This is a genomic window from Klebsiella sp. GN_Kp190 (assembly GCF_040061795.1).
GTDB lineage: Bacteria > Pseudomonadota > Gammaproteobacteria > Enterobacterales > Enterobacteriaceae > Klebsiella > Klebsiella michiganensis.
This window is the reverse complement of sequence record NZ_JBEAFN010000031.1, coordinates 127756-141555: the sequence shown is the minus strand read 5'-3', so window position 1 is coordinate 141555 and position 13800 is coordinate 127756. Positions and strand designations below refer to the sequence as shown.

Annotated in this window: 10 protein-coding genes and 1 pseudogene; 5 read left to right on the top strand and 6 right to left on the bottom strand. The window is 58.3% G+C overall.

The features are described from left to right. The first annotated feature begins 16 nt into the window (after positions 1–16). Positions 17–1927 carry a PRD domain-containing protein gene (locus ABLU67_RS20020; RefSeq protein WP_064358217.1) on the top strand — a complete coding sequence of 637 codons (1911 nt, stop codon included), beginning with the start codon at positions 17–19 and terminating at the stop codon, positions 1925–1927. Positions 1928–1938: 11 nt separating this feature from the next. Continuing rightward, positions 1939–2073 (top strand): annotated as a pseudogene (locus tag ABLU67_RS20015) (hypothetical protein); the annotation flags it as partial. Between the two features lie 7 nt (positions 2074–2080). On the opposite strand, the gene nrdG reads toward ABLU67_RS20015, so the two are convergent. The 3 genes from nrdG to ABLU67_RS20000 form a co-directional block, all read right to left on the bottom strand. After that, positions 2081–2545 carry an anaerobic ribonucleoside-triphosphate reductase-activating protein gene (nrdG, locus tag ABLU67_RS20010; protein WP_014227659.1) on the bottom strand — a complete coding sequence of 155 codons (465 nt, stop codon included), beginning with the start codon at positions 2543–2545 and terminating at the stop codon, positions 2081–2083. 320 nt (positions 2546–2865) lie between these two features. Beyond that, positions 2866–5004: an anaerobic ribonucleoside-triphosphate reductase gene (gene nrdD / locus ABLU67_RS20005; protein ID WP_032747666.1), complete on the bottom strand. Its 2139-nt coding sequence runs from the start codon at positions 5002–5004 to the stop codon at positions 2866–2868. 370 nt (positions 5005–5374) lie between these two features. After that, positions 5375–6118: a MurR/RpiR family transcriptional regulator gene (locus tag ABLU67_RS20000; RefSeq protein ID WP_128696639.1), complete on the bottom strand. Its 744-nt coding sequence runs from the start codon at positions 6116–6118 to the stop codon at positions 5375–5377. 260 nt (positions 6119–6378) lie between these two features. Between ABLU67_RS20000 and ABLU67_RS19995 the strand changes: the two genes are divergently transcribed. From ABLU67_RS19995 to celB, 3 genes are all read left to right on the top strand, one after another. Then, positions 6379–6687, top strand: a complete 309-nt coding sequence (locus ABLU67_RS19995) for a PTS sugar transporter subunit IIB (protein WP_014227662.1) — start codon at positions 6379–6381, stop codon at positions 6685–6687. Positions 6688–6766: 79 nt separating this feature from the next. Beyond that, the gene (locus ABLU67_RS19990) at positions 6767–8074 is read left to right on the top strand and encodes a 6-phospho-beta-glucosidase (protein WP_032718874.1); all 1308 of its coding nucleotides are present in this window, start codon (positions 6767–6769) and stop codon (positions 8072–8074) included. Positions 8075–8100: 26 nt separating this feature from the next. Beyond that, positions 8101–9456 carry a PTS cellobiose transporter subunit IIC gene (gene celB, locus ABLU67_RS19985; RefSeq protein WP_014227664.1) on the top strand — a complete coding sequence of 452 codons (1356 nt, stop codon included), beginning with the start codon at positions 8101–8103 and terminating at the stop codon, positions 9454–9456. 119 nt (positions 9457–9575) lie between these two features. On the opposite strand, the gene treC is transcribed toward celB, so the two are convergent. The 3 genes from treC to treR all read right to left on the bottom strand — a co-directional run bounded on the left by treC (position 9576) and on the right by treR (position 13780). Beyond that, positions 9576–11231 carry an alpha,alpha-phosphotrehalase gene (gene treC, locus ABLU67_RS19980; protein ID WP_254539724.1) on the bottom strand — a complete coding sequence of 552 codons (1656 nt, stop codon included), beginning with the start codon at positions 11229–11231 and terminating at the stop codon, positions 9576–9578. Between the two features lie 54 nt (positions 11232–11285). Further along, positions 11286–12704 (bottom strand): PTS trehalose transporter subunit IIBC, encoded by a 1419-nt coding sequence (treB, locus tag ABLU67_RS19975; protein ID WP_004108948.1) that lies wholly within the window; start codon positions 12702–12704, stop codon positions 11286–11288. Positions 12705–12832: 128 nt separating this feature from the next. Continuing rightward, entirely contained in the window at positions 12833–13780 is a 948-nt protein-coding gene (treR, locus tag ABLU67_RS19970; protein WP_014227667.1) for a trehalose operon repressor TreR, read from the bottom strand. Positions 13781–13800 lie beyond the last annotated feature (20 nt).

Below are 13800 nucleotides of genomic sequence, written 5' to 3'. Positions count from 1 at the left end.
AGAAAAAGGAACTGACATGCGATTTCCCCATCAACGTTTAGCGCAGCTGTTTACTCTGTTGCAAAACGAAACGCTGCCGCAGGAGGAGCTGGCGCAGCGGCTGTCGGTTTCTACTCGCACGGTACGCGCGGACATCACCGCGCTGAACGCGCTGCTGCTGCACTACGGCGCGCAGTTTATCCTCACCCGCGGCAGCGGCTATCAGCTGGTGATTCACGATCCGACTCGCTATCAGACGCTGGAAGAGAGCGCGCCGAAAGCGCAGCATATCCCGCGAACCGCGGCGGATCGCATCCACTTTTTGCTGGTGCGCTTTTTAACTTCCGCGTTTTCTATCAAGCTGGAGGATCTGGCCGATACGTGGTTCGTCAGCCGCGCCACCTTACAGGGCGATATGGTTGACGTACGCGAGCGTTTTCAGCGTTATCAGCTCACCCTCGAGACCCGGCCGCGCCACGGCATGAAGCTGTTCGGCAGCGAGGTCTCCATTCGCGCCTGCCTGACCGATCTGCTGTGGGAGCTGAGCCAGCAGGGGCCGCTGAACCCGCTTATTGGCGAAGAGGCGTTTGACGCCAGCGTACCGACGCTGCTGGCCGGCGTGCTGCAGGAGACGTTAACCCGCCATCACGTGCGGCTGACGGACGCGGGGGAGCGCTTTATCTGCCTGTACGTCGCGGTTGCCGTGCGCCGCGTGAGCGAAGGGTATCCGCTGGCGGATTTTAGCGCCGAGGATGTGGGGCAAAACGTACGCGACGCCGCACGCGAGCTGGCAAACACGATGCAGCAGCTGGCGGGCAAACTGCTTGCTCCGGCGGAAGAGGAGTGGCTGTGCGTCCACCTTGCCGCCCGCCAGGTGCAGGACGTCGATCCGGGCACCATCAGCGCCGACGACGACGAAGCGCTGGTGAACTACATCCTGCGCTATATCAATCAGCAATATAACTACAATCTGCTGGACGATGCCCAGCTGCGTGCGGATTTACTGACCCATATTAAGACCATGATCACCCGCGTGCGCTACCAGATAATGATCCCCAACCCGCTTCTGGAAAATATCAAACAGCATTACCCCATGGCGTGGGACATGACCCTGGCGGCGGTATCGAGCTGGGGGAAATATACTCCCTACGCCATCAGCGAAAACGAGATCGGCTTTCTGGTGCTGCATATCGGCGTCGGGCTGGAGCGCCATTACAATATCGGCTATCAGCGTCAGCCGCAGGTGCTGCTGGTCTGCGATACCAGCAACGCGATGGTGCGGATGATTGAAGCCATCCTGCAGCGTAAGTATCCGCAGCTGGAAATTGCCGCCACCCTTTCGCAACGCGAATATGAACAGCGGGAAGAGATCGCGGAAGATTTTGTCATTTCCACCGTGCGCATCAGCGAGAAAGAGAAGCCGGTGGTCACCATTGCGCCGTTTCCTACCGACTACCAGCTCGACCAAATCGGCAAGCTGGTGCTGGTGGACCGCACGCGTCCCTGGATGCTGAATAAGTATTTTGATGAGGCCCACTTCCAGGTGATAGATACCCCGATGGATCAGCAGGCGCTGTTTGCCATGCTGTGCCAGCAGCTGCAGCAGGAGGGGTTTGTCGGAGCGGAGTTTCATGGGTCGGTGGTGGAGCGTGAGGCTATCGTCAGCACCATGCTCGGCGACGGGATCGCGCTGCCTCACGCCCTCGGCCTGCTGGCGAAAAAGACCGTGGTCTATACGGTTATCGCCCCGCACGGTATCGCCTGGGGCGACGAAACCGCGCATATCATCTTCCTGCTCGCCATCAGCAAAAGCGAGTATGAAGAGGCGATGGCGATCTACGATATTTTCGTCACCTTCCTGCGCGAACGCGCTATGACCCGCCTTGCCGCCACCCGCAGTTTTGCTGAGTTTAAAGCGGTGGCCATGGAGTGCGTCAGCCGGTTTTGAGATGCGCAGCCAGAGTTCGAGCCGCGCGCGCTTCGGGATATCGACGGGTATATCAGGTTCGGGATGAGGTGGTGAGGGTTTATGTTATTGCTGTGGGAAAACGAGAGAAATTAGCCGTCTATCGGAACGTCCATAAACGGCTGTAGCGGGAGGCTATCTCAGGTGATGTACAACCTGGTTGCTGCTGCCGCGCCAGATCAGCGCCGGGTCTTTTAAGTCCTGCACAAATTTGCCATCAACCAGCACGTTGATGAGATCCACCACCTGCATCTGCGCGGCGTTAAGTTCGTCCAGCTTGTAGCCGGTCCACACCCAGATATCTTTGCCGGGGCACTCGGCGCGAACGCGCTGCACCAGCTTAAGGATCTCCGGGACGTTCTGCGGATGCAGCGGGTCGCCGCCGGAAAGCGTGATCCCCTGGCGCTTAACGCGAGTATCGTTGAGGTCAGCAATAATGCGGTCGGCCATCTCGGCGGTGAACGGCATGCCGGAGTTTAGCCGCCAGGTGCTCTTGTTATAGCAGCCGGGGCACTCGTGAACGCAGCCGGAAACGAACAGGGTGCAGCGAGTGCCCGGACCGTTAACGATATCTACCGGGTAATACTGATGGTAATTCATTTTTCGCTTCTCAATTAACGCCATAGCCGCGTTGGCTGCGCTCGCTCACCCCAGTCACGTACTTAATGTACGCTCCCGGGGATTCCCTCGTTTGCCGCCTTGCTCTGACGCGAATTGCTTTGCGAAAACGGAGGGGCTTTGCATTTGTAAAGGGAACGGCTCCCGGCGTTGCTGCGCTCGGCCGGGCTACGAAGAGCCGCATACGCGGTTGTAGCCCGGATAAGGCGCTTTGCGCCGCGATCCGGGAACGGCTCGAGTGGCCGGCCGGTCCCCTCTCCCGGCAGGGGAGAGGATTAGGGGAGGGGCAAAACCACCCGGAATTAACCGATCTGCCCGTTGCCCAGGTGCTTAACCCGGCGCTTCACTTCTTCCTGCTTGCCGGCGTTGAACGGACGGGCGTCCGGGCTCCCGAGATAGCCGCACACGCGGCGGGTTACCGACACGCGGGAGGCATCGTGGTTGCCGCATTTCGGGCAGGTGAAGCCTTTGCTGGTGCATTCGAACTCACCGGTAAAGCCGCACTCGTAGCATTCGTCGATCGGCGTATTGGTCCCGTAATAGGGCACGTGCTGATAGCTGTAATCCCACACGTCTTCCAGCGCTCTCAGGTTGTGCTGAATATTCGGGTACTCGCCGTAGCAAATAAAGCCCCCGTTAGCCAGCGGCGGATAAGGCGCTTCAAAATCGATTTTATCGTACGGGTTTACCTTCTTCTCTACGTCAAGGTGGAAGCTGTTGGTGTAATACCCTTTATCGGTTACGCCTTCGATCACGCCGAACTCAGCGGTATCCAGACGGCAGAAGCGGTCGCAGAGGTTTTCGCTCGGCGTGCTGTACAGGCTAAAGCCGTAGCCCGTCTCGTCTTTCCATTGGTCTACCGCTTCGCGCAGGCGCTGAACGATGGCGACGCCTTTCTCACGCAGCGCTGCGCTATCGTACATATGCTTGTTGCCGAACAGCGCGTTGATGGTTTCATGAATGCCGATATAGCCCAGCGAAATCGACGCGCGGCCGTTTTTGAAAATCTCAGAGACGTCGTCGTCCGCTTTCAGACGCACGCCGCAGGCGCCTTCCATATACAGAATCGGCGCCACGCGAGCCTTCACCCCTTCCAGACGGGCGATGCGGGTCATCAGCGCTTTACGCGCCAGCTGCAGGCGTTCGTCGAGAAGTTTCCAGAACTCAGTCTCGTCGCCACGGGCTTCCAGCGCGATGCGCGGCAGGTTGAGGCTGATAACGCCGAGGTTGTTGCGGCCATCGTGCACCTGTTCGCCGTCCTCGTTTTCCCACACGCCGAGGAAGCTGCGGCAGCCCATCGGGGTTTTGAACGAGCCGGTCACCTTCACGACCTGATCGTAGTTGAGGATATCCGGATACATGCGCTTGCTCGCGCACTCCAGCGCCAGCTGTTTAATATCGTAGTTCGCATCGCCAAACTTGTGGTTCAGGCCGTCGCGAATGGCGAAGACCAGCTTCGGGAATACCGCCGTTTTACGGTTTTTACCGAGTCCCGCAATGCGGTTGCGCAGAATGGACTGCTGAATCAGACGCGATTCCCAACTGGTGCCGAGGCCGAAACCGAAGGTCACAAACGGCGTTTGACCGTTGGCGGTATGCAGGGTGTTCACTTCATATTCCAGCGACTGGAAGGCGTCGTAGCACTCTTTCTCGGTGCGGGAACGGGCGTAGCCTTCGGCGTCGGGAATGTGCCACTCTTCGGCAATTTTACGGTGCTTATTGAAGCTTTCGGTAACAAACGGCGCCAGTACTTCGTCGATGCGGTTGATGGTCGTACCGCCATAAATATGGCTGGCGACCTGAGCGATAATCTGCGCCGTCACAGCGGTAGCGGTAGAGATCGACTTCGGCGGCTCAATCTCGGCGTTGCCCATTTTAAAACCCTGGGTCAGCATGCCTTTAAGATCGATCAGCATACAGTTGAACATCGGGAAGAATGGGGAGTAGTCGAGATCGTGATAGTGGATCACGCCGCGCTCGTGGGCCATGACCACGTCATGCGGCAGCAGGTGCTGGCGCGCGTAGTGCTTGGCGACGATGCCCGCCAGCAGATCGCGCTGGGTAGGGATGACTTTACTGTCTTTGTTGGCGTTCTCGTTGAGTAACGCCGAGTTGGTCTGCTCAACCAGGCCGCGAATTTCCTGGTTCAGACGACCGCGCTTTTCACGTTGGCTATCGCGGTCGTGGCGATATTCAATGTAGGCGCGCGCCAGCTGCTTGTAGGGACCGGACATCAGCTGGTTCTCAACGGCGGTCTGGATCTCGCTGATATCCACCTGGGCGCGACCCTGCATTTGCTGGCTAACGACTTCTGCGACGGTGGCGCAATAGTCTGCGTCATCGACTCCCGCTGCTTTAGCTGCACGTAGAATTGCTTCATTAATGCGCTCTGACTTGAACGGCACTTTACAGCCATCGCGTTTCATCACATGCGGTGTCATGATCACTCCATAATTTTTTACAGAACAGGTTATCCACAGAGGCGGAAGGTCAACCGAAGTCCCGGGGCGCTGTAGCTGCCGCCGTTTCCCTCCGATCCCGGCCCTTTTTATCCACATCCCATCACCGCCTGAGTACGATGGGTGTGGTGACATAATAGACTATTAATACAATATGTGGGGCCGGGACGCATTTTAAGTTCTATATGTAGTGCTTTGCATCAAAGATGTTTGCAATTTTATTGATGCAGAACAAAGTAAAAAGAGGAGAGCAGGAATGATGGGCGCTTGCGCTTAATGTAAATTTATCCGCTTATAAAATAAGCAAAAATGGGGCCTGAACGCAGGAAATTCAGGCCCGAAAGGAATAACGTCAGGCGAGCAGCGCGTCGTTAAGCAGGTCAACCAGCAGCAGCAGGGCGTAACGCGCGGCCTGCGCATTCTCAGGCAGGGGCAGCAGCGCGGAGGCCATATTGCTCAACGCGTGGTTGACGGGGGTGAGGGCGAAAATTGTCGCTTCCTGTACCCGGGCCAGCAGGGTCGCGCCCTGCAAAATCGCGTCGGCCTCGCCGGTTGCCAGCACCAGCAGGAGATGATCGTCGCTGAGGGTACTGGCGATCATCCGCATCAGGGCGCTGTCCTGGCAGAGATTCATCACGATCCCGATGGAGAGCAGCTGGTGCTGAAGCAGCGTCGCCAGCGCGATGTCCTGTGCGCCGAGGGCGAAACAGTGTACGGCGCGGGCATTTTGCAGGCGCGTGCGCAGCTTTTGCAGCGTTGATTCGGGCGTGCTCACCAGCTGCTGCTCAAGATGTGTGCTAATCAGGCTTAATTTGTCGCGCCACGCGGCGGGCAGCGCGGCGCTCTCCTCGTTAAGCCAGCTGGTACGACGTTCGCAAGCCTGCGCCAGCTGCTTTCGCAAATCACGAATATCCTCGCAGCCGACGGAGCGGGCAAAGCGGGTAATTGTGGCTGCGCTCACGCCAGCGCGCACCGCCAGTTCATCAATCGAAGCGCTGGCGGTAAAACTTAAATTCTGCAGAATAAATGCCGCGACTCTTGATTCCTGAGCGCTAAAGCGAGTCATGCCTTCCTGTAACTGTCCTACGATATCCATGCTTTCAGCCTCTTTTTCCGCCACCGCCTGATTGAAAATATTTTTCAAGTAATGAGGGCTTTTTATACCACGCAATCACGCACGATGCCTGAGATTATTGCCGCTTTCGCTTTTATGCCGGAGTAAAGAGGTGAAAAATAACGCTCCGATCACGTACGTGAAAAAAATTTTCATATAGCCTTCACCCATACCGGCACCTCGTCTTATAGTCGATGGTGTCTGTTTAGCGCTCGCTTACGCCAAATCCATTGGGAGGAATTATGCCACGTATCGTCCTGTGCTGCGCCGCCGGAATGTCCACCAGCATGCTGGTTAACAAAATGAAGGCCGAGGCGCAGCAGCGCGCTCTGGGGCTGGAGATTTACGCCGTACCCGTCGCCGAGTTTGAGCGCGAGTTGCCCAATGCCGACGTGATCTTACTGGGGCCTCAGGTGAAGTATGAAGCGGCCCGATTGACGGAGCTTGCTGCACCGCACGGGAAAGCCGTGGCGGTGATCGACATGGCGGATTACGGCATGATGCGCGGGGCCGCCGTCCTCGATAAAGCGCTCGCTCTGCTGAACTCCTAACCCTTTCCCATCAACGCGTTCATTTCGCAACGCCGCTGCGGCCTTGCGCGGGGATCTGTACGCCAAAAATGAGGCCACTATGCAAACATTGAAAATTGCCGTCATCGGCGGCGGCAGCAGCTATACGCCGGAACTTATCGAAGGCATTATCCTTCGCCATCAGCAGATTCCGGTCACGGAACTGGCGCTGGTGGATGTCGAAGCCGGGCGCGAGAAAGTGGCGATTATCGCCGCGCTGACCCAGCGTATGCTAAAGCGCCATGGCCTCGAACAGGTGAAGGTCAGCGTGCATTTCGGCCTCGATGAGGCCATTCGCGGCGCTCAATTCGTGCTGACCCAGCTGCGGGTTGGGCAGCTGGCGGCGCGGGCGGCGGATGAGCGGTTGGGGCTGAAGTACCATCTGCTGGGTCAGGAAACCACCGGCGTCGGCGGCTTTGCCAAAGCGCTGCGCACGATTCCGGTGATTTTACAGGTTGCTCGCAAGGTGGAAGCGCTGGCGCCCGACGCCTTTATCCTTAATTTTACCAATCCGGCAGGGATCGTGACGGAGGCGGTGAGCCGCTACAGCAGCGCGAAAATCATCGGCCTGTGCAACGTGCCCATCAATATGCAGCACATGATTGCCGGAATGCTGGACGCAAAAGAAGAGGAGGTCCGGCTGAGCTTCGCCGGGCTGAATCATATGGTCTGGGTACACAAGGTGATGCAGGGGCGGGAAGAGGTGACCAGTAAGGTCATCGACATGCTGTGTGACGGTCAATCGCTCTCGATGAACAATATTCAATCGCTGCCGTGGCCGGCGGAGTTTCTGCGGGCCCTGAAGGCCATCCCCTGTCCCTATCATCGCTATTTCTGGCTGACGCCGGCGATGCTGGCGGAAGAGATTGAGGCGGCCAAAACCAAAGGCACCCGCGCGGAACAGGTGATGAAGGTGGAACAGGAGCTGTTTGATATCTATGCCCGGCCCGAGCTGGATGAAAAGCCCGAACAGCTGAGCTTCCGCGGCGGGGCGTACTACTCCGAAGTGGCGGTGGAGCTGATTAACGCCATCTACAACAATCTTGGCAAAGAGATGGTCGTCAACACTCGCAACAACGGCGCGATTCACGGGTTTGATGATGATGCGGTGGTGGAAATTAACAGCATTATTGACGCGCAGGGCGCACGACCGCTGGCCTTTGGCGCGCTGCCGCCGATCATGAACGGGCTGACGCAACAGGTGAAAGCCTTCGAGCGCTTGACGATTGAGGCCGCGGTCCACGGCTGCCGGGATAGCGCGCTGCTGGCGCTGGTGAGTAACCCGCTGGTCGGGAATGTGACCGATGCCCGGGCGCTGCTTGATGAGGTGTTAACCATCAACCGCCCCTGGTTAACGCAGTTTAACTAAACTTTTCCGCCTTCGGGGATACCACTATGTCTCGTACTTCATTTATTGAACGCTATGTCATGCCCGCCGCGCTGAAAATCGGCGGTCAGAAGCATGTCCTGTCGGTACGCGACGGCATTATTCTCAATATGCCGTTTATGCTGATTGGTTCGTTTTTCCTGATATTCGCCTACCTGCCGATTCCCGGCTACGGTGAGATGATGACCAGCGTGTTTGGCGATGCCTGGCGCGATAAGATGCTGTACCCGGTCAAAGCGACCTATGACATCATGGCGCTGCTCTCCGCGTTCGGCATTGCCTACCGCCTGGCGGAAAAATATCGCACCCTGGACCCGCTCAGCGCCGGGGCGATGTCGCTGGTGGCGTTTGTGATGACGATCCCCCAGGTGACGCTCTTTACGCCGGCAGACGGTTCGGCGGCGCAGCTTGTCAAAGGCGTGCTGCCGGTGGGGATGATTGGCAGCCAGGGGCTATTTGTGGCGATTGTGATTTCGCTGCTTTCCACGGAGATCTACCGCCTGGTGGCCAGCCGTAATCTGGTGATCCGCATGCCGGAGGGCGTACCGCCCGCGGTGGCGAAATCTTTTCTCGCCCTGATCCCCGGCTTCTGCGTGCTGGCCGTGGTGCTGGCGCTGCGCCTGATCGTTGAAGCTTCGCCGTTCGGCGATATCAATAGCATGATTACCACCCTTATCGGTATTCCCATGTCGCACGTCGGCGGTTCGCTGCCGGGGATGATTATCTCGGTGATCCTGATTGGTATCCTGTGGACCCTGGGGCTGCACGGCGACACCATTGTGCTGGTGTTTATTCGCCCGGTCTGGCTGTCGAATATGTCGGAAAACCTGGAAGCGTTTCAGAATGGGCTGCCGATCCCGCATATCATCACCCAGCAGTTTTATGACCTGTGGATTGCGCCCGGCGGTACCGGGGCGCTGTTAGGGTTGGTGATTTTTATGCTGCTGCGCAGCCGTAGCCAGCAGATGAAACAGCTGGGGAAAATTGCCGCGCCGGGAGCGCTGTTCAATATCAGCGAGCCGATGGTATTCGGCATTCCGCTGGTGATGAACCCGTACTTCTTCCTGCCGTTTATTTTGACGCCGGTCCTGCTGGTGATTGTCTCGTATACCGCGATGGCCACCGGGCTGGTGATGAAGCCGGCGGGGATTGCGCTGCCGTTTACCACGCCTATTTTTATGAGCGGCTATCTGGCGACGGGAGGGCATATTTCCGGCGCGGTGCTGCAGGTGGTGAACCTGGCGATCTCGCTGGTGATCTACTATCCGTTCTTCCGGGCATGGGATCGCCTGAAGGCGAAAGAAGAGCAGGCGTCCGCGCAGCCGGAAGCCAGCGCGACGCTGTCTGCGGCCGATCGTATTTAAAGCATATTCCCGGAGGCGGCGCTTGACGCGCCTGTCCGGGCTACCGGCTCGCAGAAGATGGTGAACCTGTAGCCCGGGTAAGCGCAGCGCGACCCGGGACTCTCAGCGTAAGCCGTGGGTTACTCCTGCAGCCACCATACCGCTTCAAACGGACGCAGGGTCATATCGGCAGGGCGGTTCGCCGCCTCCGCGTAGTTGCTCATCAGCATCCGCCAGTCGCCGCTCATCGCTTCCGGCTGCCAGCGCTGGAACTCGCGGCTCAGGTTCGCCACGACCACCAGGGTTTGCCCCTGCCACTGACGGCGATAGCACCACAGCGACGGATGTTCCGGCAGCAGATCCTGATAGTCGCCCCAGGTCAGCACCGGCGTGCTCTTGCGCAGCGTAATCAGCTGCTGATAGGCATAAAACACCGATTCCGGGTCCGCCAGCGCCGCATCGGCGTTAATCTCGCGATAGTTATCGCACAGCGCAATCCACGGCTCGCCGGCGGTGAATCCGCCGCCCTCACCGCTGTTCCACTGCATGGGCGTGCGGCTGTTATCGCGCGATTTGCTGGCCAGAATCGCCAACAGTTCATCCGCATCCCGGCCCTGCGCCGCGCGTTCGATAAACATGTTGTGGCTCTCAACGTCGCGATAATCGGTGATGCGCGTAAAGTGCGGGTTGGTCATGCCAATCTCTTCGCCCTGATAGATATAGGGCGTGCCCTGCATGCCGTGCAGCACCATCGCCAGCATTTTCGCCGCCGGGACGCGGTATTCCCCTTCATCACCGAAACGGGAGACGATGCGCGGCTGATCGTGGTTACACCAGAACAGCGCATTCCAGGCGCGATTGTGCATTCCCTGCTGCCAGTGCCTGAACAGCGATTTCAACGCCACAAAATCCGGCCGCGCCAGCGTCCACTTCTCTCCGCCGGGGTAGTCCACCTTCAGATGGTGGAAGTTAAAGGTCATCGAGAGTTCGCTGCCGTCGAGCGCCGCATATTTTTGGCAATGTTCAAGCGTGGTGGAGGACATTTCGCCCACCGTCATCAGATTTCGCGGGGTGAAGACATCGCGGCTCATCTCCTGCAAAAATTCGTGCGCTCGCGGACCGTCGGTATAAAAGCGGCGGCCATCGCCAGCGGTATCGGACGGGAAGGACTGGTCTTTGGAGATAACATTGATCACGTCGAGGCGCAGGCCGTCGACGCCGCGATCGGCCCAAAATTCGCAGACTTTTTTCAGCTCCGCGCGCACCGCCGGATTTTCCCAGTTCAGATCCGCCTGCTCGACGGCGTACAGATGCAGATAGTACTGCTCGCTTTCGGCGTGCCACTGCCAGGCGTTGCCGCCAAACTTAGATTGCCAGTTGTTCGGCGGGGTGGTCGGCTCGCCGTCGCGCCAGATATAGAACTGGCGATACGGACTCTCTTTGCTGAGCGCTTCCCGGAACCAGGCATGCTCGGTCGAAGTGTGGTTCAGCACCATATCCAGCACGATACGAATTCCTCGCACCTTCGCCTGAGCCACCAGCTCGTCGAAATCGTCCAGCGTGCCGTAGGCGGGGTCGATAGCGGTATAGTTGGCCACATCGTAGCCGTTATCCACCTGCGGTGAGACGTAGAACGGCGTCAGCCAGATAGCGTCAACGCCAAGCTTTTGCAGATAGTCGAGGCGGGAGGTGACACCGCGCAGATCGCCGGTACCGGTGCCGATCGTATCCTGGAAACTCTTCGGATAGATTTGATAAATAACGCCGTTTTGCCACCAGAGGGGAAGGGTATTCATATCGCGTTCCTGCTACAAAAAAGGGGGGCGACAGCGCGCCCCGAAAATAAGATGTCAGACAATCTGTAAGGTGCCCTGGCGGAATTTGCGTTGGTAAACGACCGTCGTCAGGACAATCGGCACAATCACGGCAATGGCCATCGCCAGTGCGTAAACCTGCCAGTAGGTGGGTTGAATAGAGAGAATGCCCGGCAGGCCACCGACGCCGATGCCGTTGGCCATCACACCGTTCAGTCCGCACAGCAGCCCGGCAAGACCGGAGCCGACCATCGCGCAAAGCATCGGGAAGCGGTATTTCAGATTGATACCGTACATAGCGGGTTCCGTCACGCCGAGATAGGCGGAAATGGCGGCCGGAACGGAGATTTCGCGTTCGTTCTGTTTACGGCTGGCGATGATTATCCCCACCACTGCCGACGCCTGAGCGATGTTGGACAACGCAATCAGCGGCCATACCGGCGTACCGCCCATGCTTTGAATCATCTGCATATCGATGGCGAGCGTGGTCTGATGGACCCCGGTAATCACCAGCGGCGCGTACAGGAAGCCGAACAGCGCGGCGCCAATCGGTGCGAAGCTGCCGGTTAACAGATGACGCACGGCCCAGGCCACGCCGTCGCCAATCATGCGGCCAACCGGGCCGATAAAAGCGTGGGCGAGAAAGACCGCCAGGATCAGCGAACAGACCGGCACGATCACCAGATAGAGGTAGTCAGGCACGATGCGTTTCAGCCGCGTTTCGATAAAGCCGAGCGCCAGCCCCGCCATCAAGGCCGGGATCACCTGCGCCTGGTAGCCGACTTTCTCAATGGTGAACAGGCCGAAGTTCCATACTTCCGGCACCTGCTGGCCCAGCAGGTAGGCATTCATCAGCTGCGGAGAAACTAACGTAACGCCCAGCACGATGCCGAGGATCGGCGTGCCGCCTATTTTCTTTACCGCAGACCAGCAGATACCCACCGGCAGGTAGAAGAAGATCGCCTCGCCAATTAGCCACAGGAAGTCATAAAGGGTTTTCAGCGACGGATGCATCTGCGCCAGCGTCTGGCCGTTGCTCATTGGCAGATCGCCGATCACGTTGCGGAAGCCTAAGATCAGGCCGCCGCTGATCAGCGCAGGTAGCAGCGGGAAGAAGATCTCCGCGAAATGTGAAATGAGCTGTTCATGCCACTTCATATTCTGACGTGCGGCTTTTTTGGCCTGCTCTTTATCCGCGCTGGCCTGGCCGGTGGTCGCCAGTAGCGCTTTATAGTAGTCGCCAACCTCGGTACCGATCACCACCTGGAACTGACCGGCGTTGGTAAAGCAGCCCTTCACCATGCGTAGTTGTTCAATTTCTTTTGGTTTGGCAATGGCTGGGTTATTCAGCACAAAGCGCAGACGGGTAATACAGTGGCTGACGGTGGCGATATTATCGCGTCCGCCCACCAGTTCGATAAGTTTATCGATGTCCTGCTGATTTACTTTACTCATGATGAGGCCTCATGACCGAGGGGAGAGGTTGCATTTAACTTGCAGCGGATCCTACTCGCTCCGTTTGAATTGCAAAATGGGAACGTTCCCGAAACCCAGCGAAGATCACATAAATCGTTAAGACAGGCTTAATTCAGTACGGCGGGAATCACGATTTGACGGGGTTCACGGTTTCCGGCGATCTGCTCGATCAGCTGCTGCGCCGCCTGGCGTCCGGACTCGGCGTAGCCGGGATCGACCGTCAGGATCTCCGGGTGGAGAAACTTCATCAGCGGCGTGCTGCCGACGCTGGCGAGCTGGAGACGATCGATTCCCTGCTGCTGGAGATATTTGCTGGCTCCCAGCGCGAGGGTATCGGTGGCGCAGACCAGCGCGCTGGTTTCAGCCGACAGCACGCCGGCGACGTTTTCATACCCCTGCTTCATGCCCAGGCCCGGCAGCGCGGCGAGGGGCGTGAGGTGTTTTTTCTGGCAGAAATCGAGGTAGGCTTGGTGGCGGCGCTGCCCGGTGGTGATGTCGCTGTGCGGCACGCCGAGGAAACTGATGTGGCGATGCCCGCGATCGTACAGGCGCTGCATCAGCATCCTGATCGATCCTTCATCGTCATAGCAGACGGAGGCGATGCCCGGCGCGTCGCGGGCCAGCAGCACCAGCGTCTCTCGCCACGGGGTGAGCATCTCTTCATGGATGCCGGTGAAACCAAACAGCACCACGCCGTCGATATTGCGCCGGGCGAGCATGCCGAGATGCTCCTCGACCAGCGCCGGGGAGAACTGGCTCTCCATCATAATCGGATCGTAGCCCTGAGCGTAAAAGGCGGGAAGCATGGTCTGTACGGCGAGGTTTTCCGACAGCGAATCCAGACGGGTGACGATGATCGCCACCACTTTATCGCTCTGGCCGCGCATCGCCCTGGCGGAACGTGAGGGCGAAAACCCGTGCTGCTGCATCACCGCTTCAACGCGCTCACGCGTGCGTTCGCTGACGCCGCTTTCGTTATTAAGCACGCGCGATACCGTCGATTTCCCGACGCCGCTTAAGCGTGCGATATCTTTGATGGTCAGCCGGTTTTGCATGCAGGGTTCTCGTTGTGGTC

Excerpts from the sequence above, each read along its gene's own strand:
- ABLU67_RS20020 (WP_064358217.1), top strand. The coding sequence starts at position 17 with ATGCGATTTCCCCATCAACGTTTAGCGCAGCTGTTTACTCTGTTGCAA.
- nrdG (WP_014227659.1), bottom strand. The coding sequence starts at position 2,545 with ATGAATTACCATCAGTATTACCCGGTAGATATCGTTAACGGTCCGGGC.
- nrdD (WP_032747666.1), bottom strand. The coding sequence starts at position 5,004 with ATGACACCGCATGTGATGAAACGCGATGGCTGTAAAGTGCCGTTCAAG.
- ABLU67_RS20000 (WP_128696639.1), bottom strand. The coding sequence starts at position 6,118 with ATGGATATCGTAGGACAGTTACAGGAAGGCATGACTCGCTTTAGCGCT.
- ABLU67_RS19995 (WP_014227662.1), top strand. The coding sequence starts at position 6,379 with ATGCCACGTATCGTCCTGTGCTGCGCCGCCGGAATGTCCACCAGCATG.
- ABLU67_RS19990 (WP_032718874.1), top strand. The coding sequence starts at position 6,767 with ATGCAAACATTGAAAATTGCCGTCATCGGCGGCGGCAGCAGCTATACG.
- celB (WP_014227664.1), top strand. The coding sequence starts at position 8,101 with ATGTCTCGTACTTCATTTATTGAACGCTATGTCATGCCCGCCGCGCTG.
- treC (WP_254539724.1), bottom strand. The coding sequence starts at position 11,231 with ATGAATACCCTTCCCCTCTGGTGGCAAAACGGCGTTATTTATCAAATC.
- treB (WP_004108948.1), bottom strand. The coding sequence starts at position 12,704 with ATGAGTAAAGTAAATCAGCAGGACATCGATAAACTTATCGAACTGGTG.
- treR (WP_014227667.1), bottom strand. The coding sequence starts at position 13,780 with ATGCAAAACCGGCTGACCATCAAAGATATCGCACGCTTAAGCGGCGTC.